The organism is Lyngbya sp. CCAP 1446/10 (genome assembly GCF_026130175.1).
GTDB lineage: Bacteria > Cyanobacteriota > Cyanobacteriia > Cyanobacteriales > Microcoleaceae > Microcoleus.
This window is the reverse complement of the sequence record NZ_JAIGNI010000115.1, coordinates 1-4,699: the sequence shown is the minus strand read 5'-3', so window position 1 is coordinate 4,699 and position 4,699 is coordinate 1. Positions and strand designations below refer to the sequence as shown.

7 protein-coding genes and 1 pseudogene are annotated in these 4,699 nt (G+C 41.0%); 5 read left to right on the top strand and 3 right to left on the bottom strand.

Annotated elements, in window-relative coordinates; genetic code table 11:
* Positions 1-90: 90 nt before the first annotated feature.
* The 4 genes and pseudogenes from K4039_RS26350 to K4039_RS26335 form a co-directional block, all read left to right on the top strand.
* Positions 91-380, top strand: a pseudogene (locus K4039_RS26350) (FAD-dependent hydroxylase); the annotation flags it as partial.
* Between the two features lie 297 nt (positions 381-677).
* Positions 678-1,355: a DNA-binding response regulator gene (locus tag K4039_RS26345; RefSeq protein WP_265239457.1), complete on the top strand. Its 678-nt coding sequence runs from the start codon at positions 678-680 to the stop codon at positions 1,353-1,355.
* 310 nt (positions 1,356-1,665) lie between these two features.
* Positions 1,666-1,899: a hypothetical protein gene (locus K4039_RS26340; RefSeq protein ID WP_265239456.1), complete on the top strand. Its 234-nt coding sequence runs from the start codon at positions 1,666-1,668 to the stop codon at positions 1,897-1,899.
* 98 nt (positions 1,900-1,997) lie between these two features.
* Positions 1,998-2,303 carry a hypothetical protein gene (locus K4039_RS26335; RefSeq protein ID WP_265239455.1) on the top strand — a complete coding sequence of 102 codons (306 nt, stop codon included), beginning with the start codon at positions 1,998-2,000 and terminating at the stop codon, positions 2,301-2,303.
* On the opposite strand, the gene mazF is transcribed toward K4039_RS26335, so the two are convergent.
* Entirely contained in the window at positions 2,278-2,622 is a 345-nt protein-coding gene (gene mazF / locus K4039_RS26330) for an endoribonuclease MazF (protein ID WP_265239454.1), read from the bottom strand. The genes K4039_RS26335 and mazF overlap by 26 nt on opposite strands.
* Complete coding sequence (locus tag K4039_RS26325; RefSeq protein ID WP_265239453.1) at positions 2,619-2,861, bottom strand: AbrB/MazE/SpoVT family DNA-binding domain-containing protein; 243 nt, start codon at positions 2,859-2,861, stop codon at positions 2,619-2,621. Before K4039_RS26325 ends, mazF begins: the two co-directional genes overlap by 4 nt.
* Positions 2,862-3,156: 295 nt before the next feature.
* On the opposite strand from K4039_RS26325, the gene K4039_RS26320 reads away from it, so the two are divergent.
* On the top strand, positions 3,157-4,143 hold the full coding sequence (locus K4039_RS26320; RefSeq protein WP_265239452.1) for a tetratricopeptide repeat protein: 987 nt from the start codon (positions 3,157-3,159) through the stop codon (positions 4,141-4,143).
* On the opposite strand, the gene K4039_RS26315 is transcribed toward K4039_RS26320, so the two are convergent.
* Positions 4,109-4,699, bottom strand: a 591-nt coding sequence (locus K4039_RS26315) for a transposase (protein ID WP_265239451.1), incomplete at its 5' end; no start/stop codon positions are given. The genes K4039_RS26320 and K4039_RS26315 overlap by 35 nt on opposite strands.

The window sequence follows — 4,699 nt, the reverse complement described above, 5'->3', positions numbered from 1 at the left end:
ATCCATCATTACAACTATGTTTTGAGCCAATGAATATCTAATCACTACATATTTATCACTACCGTAACAAAGACGATCGCCCTGAGATTTGATAAAAGGGCGATCGCCCAAATCTTGCAGCAAGCCCACGAAAAAGGTGAAGATATCGGCGATTTACGAGTCTTGAAACGGTAGTATCACAACTGGCGCAAAAAAGAAAATTTAATCGTGTTAGGATTTACCGATTTCCTAGATAGATTATTTTCCAATACTTGGCTGCCAATAGTCGCATTTCGCCGCTTAGGATTGTGGTGTTTGCGAACAATTCCCCAGTCCGATTTGTATCGTTGCGCTTGATGACCGGCTTAATGGGGCGGCCACCGAAATTAGCCCAAAACTAGGTTCGTAGTGAGGACTTCAGTCCTTCATCGGCCGGATACGCGCACACAATCTAAGAAACCGGGTTTTTACGATTTTTGCCGATAGTAACGAAGAATCTCAAAAAAACCCGGTTTCTGGCCACCCGCGCACCATCTAAGAAACCGGGTTTTTTCCTGAATATTTGCAATGTTACGAAGTTTGTCGCAAAAATCCGATTTCTCGTCACTCGTCACCAAAGTAAATCTGTACTTTCGCGCCCGATCGCGATACAATAATCTACTCAGATCGAACCCTGCCCTGACAGCAGTAAAAAAACCATGCAACCCGAACAAGAACAAGAGATTCTCAACCTGCGCGATCGCCAATTAACGCCCAAACAAATTGCCCGAAAGTTAGGATTGAAAGCATCCGAAGTCAGTACCTTTCTGATATCTCAGGCAGAACAAACAGCCCTCGCTAGCGCCGAAAAAGGAGAGTTATTGCCCGTTGCTCAATGTCTCGTGGATGTAAATTTTGCGAAGGTGTTGTTAGGGAATGAAACCTCTGAAACGAGCGGTTTGGGTTTAGTGATGGTTACCCGTTCCAAGGGATACAATCGTTTTGTTGCGGCCTCTTATTTGATCGATTACTGGTGTTTGGGAGTTAAGGATGTCATGCCGCCACGTAACTGCAACGATAGCCAATATAAAAATCTCGTTGGGCATTGTTACTCGCAGTTTGGGCAAGAGTACGAGGAGATTAGTTTAGAGCAAGCACAAGCCCTGGTTTGGGGTGCGATCGCCTATGCCCGAAAATTAGGCTTTGAACCGCATCGCGATTTCGAGGAGTCGAAGGCTCATTTAGGAGAATCAACCAGCGAAATTGGCTTGAAATTCGGTCGTAATGGAAAACCTTGTTATATTGAAGGGCCTTACGATAATACAACGAAAATTATCAATGCGCTCAAAAAGTCTGCGGGAAACGGTAATTTCGATTTCTTGCACGGGATTGGGTAGAAATTGATACGGTTCAGTTAATCCCTAAGAGGCATAAAATCAGCGGTTATATTCCTAGTGTCCGCGCGCGCGCGAAATATTTCGATTCCGTCAGGGTTTTTACGATTTTTACCGACAGTAACGAAGAATCTCAAAAAAACCCGCTTTCTGGCCACCCGCGCACCCTCTAAGAAACCGGGTTTTTACGATTTTTGCCAACAGTAACGCAGAATCTCAAAAAAACCCGGTTTCTGGCCACCTAACCCATCTAAATCAAGAGCCGTTGTTTTTTCGTTGGGTTTACGTTAGGATATAGTAAAGAGGTGAAACTATGCAGATTACAAATAAAAAATTTAGGTTGCGAAGCGGTGCAAATTGGACATCGTTTGAGAAGTTTCGTTTGCAGGGCGCAGAAGCACTCAGTTCGATCGCCAATGGTGTCATTGCTACCCTCCAGACAAAAACAGGACAGTACCGCATTATTGAGGAACGTGACTTTCAAGCAATGTATGGACTAGCCCGTGATGTCGATCGGCTAAGGGGAGGATTGCGTGTGGTGGGTTGATAACAGACTGACTCCAAAATATCGTCAATGGATACAATAATATCAGCAGCAGGGCTTAGGAGAATGTATAATTTAGTGTAATTAATTCGGAGGTTGTCATGCTGAGTATAGAATTGGACAAGGAAACGGAAGCTTATTTAGTAGAAATTCTAGGAATGGAGAAAACTACAAGCGATGAATTAATTAAAAGCTTAGTTAAAGATCGCTGGCTGAGTTTACAACCGCGTCAAACTATTGTAGAAAGGCGTGGGGGACATCCCGAACATCTGTTAGAAGATGCGCCGCCCGGTTTGTCAGAAAGGGCAAATCGGAAAAAAGCGATCGCAGCTTATTTGGAAAAAAAATATCCTCAATATCATCCGCGATCGCCGATCGCTTTTACAGTAACAATGGCTCAATTTTGATTTGCACCTCCTCAATTACATCTTCAGATACAGACTCAACGAATCGAACACCGCGAACTTTCCAGTCTAAACACTTGATTTGATCTGCAAGAATTACTCCTTGAACTTTCAATCCAGTCGGTAGAGGAACTTCAAAAGGATACCCTTTTTGTTGTTTTGTGATCGGCATAAATAAAGCTAAGGAGCTTTTCTCATTGTAAGCACGAGGCGACAGCACAAAAGCAGGTCTAAGTCCCTTTTGTTCGTGTCCCTTTGTTGGGTCAAAGTCTAAATAAACGATATCGCCTCGACTCGGAATGTAGGGATTTGATTGTGTCACCAAACTTCATTCCCCACAGCAACTCCACTATCAATCTCATTATGAATATTTTCTGGGGTAATCGCCTCAACTAACTCTTCAAGCGAATACCGCCGACGATTTATCGGCTGAATCGTCAGCTTACCATCTATCAACACAAGCTGCACCTGGCAACCTTCTGCTAAGTTAATCTCTTGAGCTAAATGCTGTGGAATCCGAACAGCAAGACTGTTTCCCCATTTAGCGATCGTTGCAACCATATCCCGATCCTCTAGCTAGTGATATTACTCTGATAATTTCACCTTTTTCAGGTATGTATATACAGAGTGTCTACACTATAGCAGCTAAGAAGAGGGTTGACAAGTTTCGAGAGTCTGTTATCTCTTAGTCCGCGCAGGCGGATTTCGTTTATGTAGCTGCGGTTTCAACTGCCGAATCATCCAGGGGGTAACTCACATTCCCCTCGGTGAGTCAGATTAAATCATTTGAAAATTCAGGGGAAGTTGCCTGTGTTGGGGCTATAATCAAGCATTATAAATTTGAAGGTAATTCCCAATGGATGATAGTCGCACTCAAGCTTACTTGACTCTGATTCGTATGCTGTTGGATTATCCCACCCAGGTAAATGAAATTTTGAACGCCAATCAAGAACTGATAGATGGTGGATTGGTACATACGATGAGGCAAGTAGTAGAACAGCTTACTACCCAAGGATATGAAAGTACAGCAGAGTTTTTGAAAGATATAGCGGAGCAACTGGCTACTCAGACTGGTGCTGTGACCTTTACCATTTGTATTGATTTTTTATTAGAAGTATTATCGTTAACTGAAAGAAGCAATGGCAATCAAGAAGAAGTGTATTCTTTTTTGGTAGGAAAGGAGGATCAATTAAATATAGATTTTATGTACACTTTGAAAGTTTATGCAGACAAATATTTAAAAAATCAAGAATTAGAAAGACAGCTAGGTATTGTAGCAATTATTTCTGCTTTTAGCAGATTAATTCAGAAGTTTCCACTAGGGAATCGAGCAATCAATCAAGAAATTGCTCTTACAGGTAATCAGATTGCACTAACAGTCTACTCCCGCAAAGATTTCCCTAAAGATTGGGTAAGAATTCTTAATAATCTGGCAGTTGTTTACACAGAGCGAATTCATGGTTCAAAAATAGAAAATATTGAAATGGCAAAAGAGTGTTGCGAAGCAGCCTTAGAAGTCTGTAGTCGAACAGTTTATTCCGAAAGCTGGGCAGCAATTCAGATGAATTTGGGACTTGCCTACTTATACAGAATTAAAGAGTCAGAAGCAGAAAATATTGAAAAAGCAATCGAATGTTACAAAGCTGCCTCAGAAGTCTATCCCCGCGAGCGAGATGACTATGAATGGGCAAGAATTCAGCATAATTTGGGGGATATTTACAAGGACAGACTACGGGGAGAAAAGGCAGATAATCTGGAAACAGCGATTGAATACTATTTAGCTGCGTTAAAAGTTCGTATAGCCTTTCTCACAAAGATGAGGTACAATAACAGCAGTGTGTAAACCAGTTAAAAATATTTGATGATGTAACTTGACTGAACGCCAAATCTATGGCTTTGGCTAATTCTTGATAATTAGTAGTTTTGATAGAACGGAGAATAATTTTAAGTTTTGACCACAGATTTTCAATTGGTGAAAAATCTGGTGAATAAGGTGATAAGTATATTAATTTTGCCCCTTTCTTTTCGATCGCTTTTTTCACTTCTTCTCCCATGTGAATAGAACAATTGTCCATCACTACACAAGCACCTTTCCATAGTTTTGGCACAAGTTTTCTGATAATAAAAGCTTCAAATGTAATTGCATCAGTTCCACCTATTAAATTAACCGATGTCAAAATTTCATTGACTGACATGGCTCCAATTATTGAGACATTTTTGCCACGTTTAGTTGGTCTTGGCCCCTGGGCTCTTTGACCTTTCAAAGCTCTAGCATATAGCAATCCTAAATCATTATCTACACTTATTATGATATAATTATATGCAATAATTGATTGTGACAATAAAAAAATGAATAACTTACAAATGCCACAGAAAGATATGGAAAAAGAAAGAGCGGC